Annotated in this window: 1 protein-coding gene; it reads left to right on the top strand. The window is 58.3% G+C overall.

The genetic code is table 11. From position 1 onward, the window contains the following. The coding region (locus AUL38_RS15960) for a DDE-type integrase/transposase/recombinase (RefSeq protein WP_153006640.1) at positions 1–264 on the top strand (264 nt) is incomplete at both ends.

Below are 264 nucleotides of genomic sequence, written 5' to 3' on the forward strand. Positions count from 1 at the left end.
TGGGAAGAAGAAAGCTCGCGGAAAAGGCAGAAAGCCTGGCCCGCCCGTGCATGATGACTTGGTGCAGCGGGAGTTCGTGGCGGCTGCGCCGAACGAGTTATGGCTTTCGGACATCACTGAGCATTGGACTGGTGAAGGCAAGCTCTACTTGTGTGCGGTGAAAGACGTGTGGTCGAACCGTATCGTGGGGTACTCCATCGACGCGCAGATGACGTCTGCACTTGCAGTGACCGCGTTGAATAGCGCTGTGCTGCGCCGTGGAGA

It is taken from the genome of Leucobacter sp. G161, assembly GCF_001482305.1.
GTDB lineage: Bacteria > Actinomycetota > Actinomycetes > Actinomycetales > Microbacteriaceae > Leucobacter.